This window comes from Klebsiella sp. HMSC16C06, assembly GCF_001808325.1.
GTDB classification, from domain to species: Bacteria; Pseudomonadota; Gammaproteobacteria; order Enterobacterales; family Enterobacteriaceae; genus Klebsiella; species Klebsiella variicola.
Genome location: NZ_KV792985.1, coordinates 1 through 3303, shown reverse-complemented (window position 1 = coordinate 3303; position 3303 = coordinate 1). Strand labels below are relative to the sequence as shown.

Annotated in this window: 4 protein-coding genes; all 4 read left to right on the top strand. The window is 44.9% G+C overall.

Annotated elements, in window-relative coordinates; all coding sequences use genetic code 11:
* Positions 1-327 precede the first annotated feature (327 nt).
* The 4 genes from HMPREF3142_RS04670 (at position 328) to HMPREF3142_RS04660 (ending at position 2730) form a co-directional block, all read left to right on the top strand.
* Positions 328-804 (top strand): GNAT family N-acetyltransferase, encoded by a 477-nt coding sequence (locus HMPREF3142_RS04670; RefSeq protein WP_032431065.1) that lies wholly within the window; start codon positions 328-330, stop codon positions 802-804.
* Positions 805-1306: 502 nt separating this feature from the next.
* Positions 1307-1708, top strand: a complete 402-nt coding sequence (locus tag HMPREF3142_RS04665; protein ID WP_050563839.1) for a cell envelope integrity TolA C-terminal domain-containing protein — start codon at positions 1307-1309, stop codon at positions 1706-1708.
* A gap of 180 nt (positions 1709-1888) precedes the next feature.
* Complete coding sequence (locus tag HMPREF3142_RS28935; RefSeq protein ID WP_126315416.1) at positions 1889-2290, top strand: hypothetical protein; 402 nt, start codon at positions 1889-1891, stop codon at positions 2288-2290.
* A gap of 131 nt (positions 2291-2421) precedes the next feature.
* The gene (locus HMPREF3142_RS04660; RefSeq protein WP_070611418.1) at positions 2422-2730 is read left to right on the top strand and encodes a hypothetical protein; all 309 of its coding nucleotides are present in this window, start codon (positions 2422-2424) and stop codon (positions 2728-2730) included.
* Positions 2731-3303 lie beyond the last annotated feature (573 nt).

Here is a 3303-nt window from a genome sequence, read left to right as displayed (position 1 = left end):
AAGCCCGCTCACCGGGGTTAAAAGGGATTACATTAACTTCTTCATTGCTGTTAGCGGGTTAAAGCTAATCAGGGCAAGGGGAGGGTGGCAGAATTTATAGCCCGGTAACCGGCTACGCCGGGCTTTCGGCGCCATTTGACTCCACAGATACATGCAGCTTCATCTGGCGCCTCCATGCCGCTAACGCGGCATCCGATGCTGTAGTCTTTAATGTCTGCTTTGTGCCAGAAGCTGACGTTGCCGCCTCACTCAAATTTAATGGGTATGCTTTAGAATTTTTATGGTAGATGTAAATGGTTCGCAGAATAAAACGTACAAGGGAAAGGTATGAAGATCAGACTTGCTGTGCCTGTGGAAGCAGAAGAATGCTGGAACATTCGAAATCAGGCCATACGTTACGGATGTAAGAACAGTTACGATGATGCGGTTATTGCGGCATGGACCCCGGAAAAAATGCCTGAGAGCTACAGGAACGTCATTGTAGCGAATCCTTTTTTCGTTGTTGCTGCCCCTGATGGCAGACTGTTAGCTACAGGCTTTCTTGATCTATCTACAGGAAGTATTGAGGCTGTATTTACGCTACCTCAATATACAGGTAAAGGGTTAGGTAGTCAGATTATTGAAGCCATCAAAAATGAAGCTCGTGGACGTGGTTTTGAGCAATTGACTTTGTCCTCAACACCAAATGCCCAGACTTTTTATGAGAAACATGGTTTCAAACTTATGCAGGAAAGCATGTATCCCTCTGCCTTGGCGCAGGCTGAACTGCGCTGTATGGAAATGTCTATAAATCTCCTGGGATAGTGGTTCGCTGTCTAATCTCAATGATCAATATGCCCAGTTACCACTGCAGGTAGATCTTAAAAGCTTCAAAATTAACGTCCGCTCCTCGCTCAGAGCGGGCATTGCTACATCACAATATGTTAATCACTGCGAATAAGTCAGTCAGGTTATGAAGGGAGTGAGTTTTCAAATGTTGTCGCCCACCATTCCCCCAGCAGGGATTCTTGACTGTTTGCCTCTTAGTTACGGTCGCTTCAGTCGGTAGTTTGTAATGTAAAAGCTAAATAATTTCGTTGGTTGAAGTCTTTCTTATACAATTTGTGGACACGGTCCTAAGCGAGGTTCTTGTTTTCAAATTGTTCATGGTTAGGAATTTCAATCGCCTGTCGATCGCTTCCTGACCATGAACGGGTCCGCCACAGTGGCCGGTATTAGTCTGAGCGTAAATGTCGAATTTTGCAGCTTCGCTCCCATTAGGCCTTCTCGGTATGAAAGATAAATCCATAGCACAGGGAAGAATGCAATGATAAAAACAGCACTTTTACTCGCGATAGTCTCAACAGTGATAACAGGCTGCGCGCCGCTGAAACCCACCGGGTGCCATAAACTCAGGGCCACCGACAGCTGCAATACTGTGCGCTGGAATGACCAGGATGAAGGGGCTTTACAGGCGCGAAAAATGAGAGCAGCGATTAATGCCCGTCTCGATAACCCAGGAAGATGGAAGGGAAAACAATGCTGGTTAGTGGTGGGGTTAGCGCCTGACGGGACAACAACGAATATTTCAACTGGCGAAGGCAATAAAGACTATTGTGCTGCGATAAAAACTGCCGCTGAAAAGGCCACCTTTCCGGCTTTTTCACGTCCTGAATCGCTTAAGAAAATCACAGCCTTCAATCTTGATATGAATGGTTCAGACCAGTAGCTGGCCATCCACTGGAAACACGGGCGTTCTGAAAACACTGTTTCAGGCGACGTCCGGGGAGTGACAGAGAGATGTTCCCATCAAAATTACAAGAGCAGAAAACTCCATTAGGAATAGTTTATTATGCGAAGAAAGATGGAATGACAATCAATCTTAGAAATTTTTCAAATAGGTAACTATATGATAGTTAAATGCTTGTATACTTCAGGCCAGAACTTACCTGATAATGTAAGATTTATGGGGGAAACAGAGCAAACAGACTATTTTCCTCTCAGCGTAGATATGCAGTATCAGGTGCACGGGTTAATGTTCTATCCTGGCCGAGTGGATTTTCTCGTTTGTCCTGATAATAATGGGCCTATGTGGGTTCCCTCTAACTTTTTTAAAATTGTTGATGATGAATTCCCTCTAGGATGGGGAGGTATATCAACTTCATGTTGCGAAGGGTACTCTGAACTATATGAAAATTATGGCATTTTTTATATTTCTGGTTATTTAAAGCTAGTCCGTTCTTATTCCCATTATATTGGTCTTTTGGAGCGAAACTCTGAGGATTTAAAGTATTTTTTCTCTTTAAATTAAACTGGATTGGTAAGCCGGAATTGCTGACATTTCCGGCTTACTAGGGGGCAGTTTGGATATAGAAAATTATTGTCCATTAAGGTCAATAATTGATCATTATTAACAATTTCCTTTGTGCTAATGGCAAGATTATGAAAAAGACTTTACTGATAGCCGCCATAGTGGCGGCAGGTATTACGTTCGCAATGGCCGACGATGGCCAGCCCGCTGGTCGACTGTACAAAATTGGCGAGCACACCGTAGAAATAGATGCGGATTGCATGATCCTCTCGGTTGACGGCTCCCCCGCTACGCTAAACGCGTCCGTATCCGGGCATATGGATTTTAATTTAGCCAACGGCGGCATTGCAGAATCGGAACCACGGCCAAACCGTCATACCTGCAAAGTGTATGCGGGGAGTGATGTGCGAACAATTCACATAAAAGAACGAACCCAATGAAAAAGAAGGAGGTGGAAGGAGAACCACTACAAGTAACGTTGCATTCTCAATATGAAGGAGAAGCCGTTTTCAGTGGTCAGATTAAGATCCGCTTTACACTCCGTAATGACTCTGTCAGTTCACAGGCCTTGCCTGGTGAAGACGCATCATGAAATGAAAACTGCTAACCATCCGCTGGTCGGGTAGTTACTCCCCCTCACGGCACGCTGCTGCTGAGGGGGAAAAGCTGGCTTTTCTCATTGTTGCTATTTTAAAGGTCATTACGTGGTTAATTTTGCCCCTCAGGCAATAATCTATTCACCGCAACAATGTTCCGCTTTTTGTGACTTTCCGGCAATAATCCCTCTTCTTCACTCCTGAGATTCGAAAAAAGGTTTAATCGGAAGTTTCTAGAGGGGAGGATTTTAAGCTTAAGTGGTGCGACCTTGGTTTCCCTTCTGACGGAGACCAAAGTTTGCAGCTACCGTGTTAAGTTCCCTGGTGTCGCTGAAATTTTTTATGAACATCCCCCTAAGCGTCTGCAGCAAGCTGCCGCCGCTAAGGCCCCGGAAATCACGCCCTTTACGTCGTAAA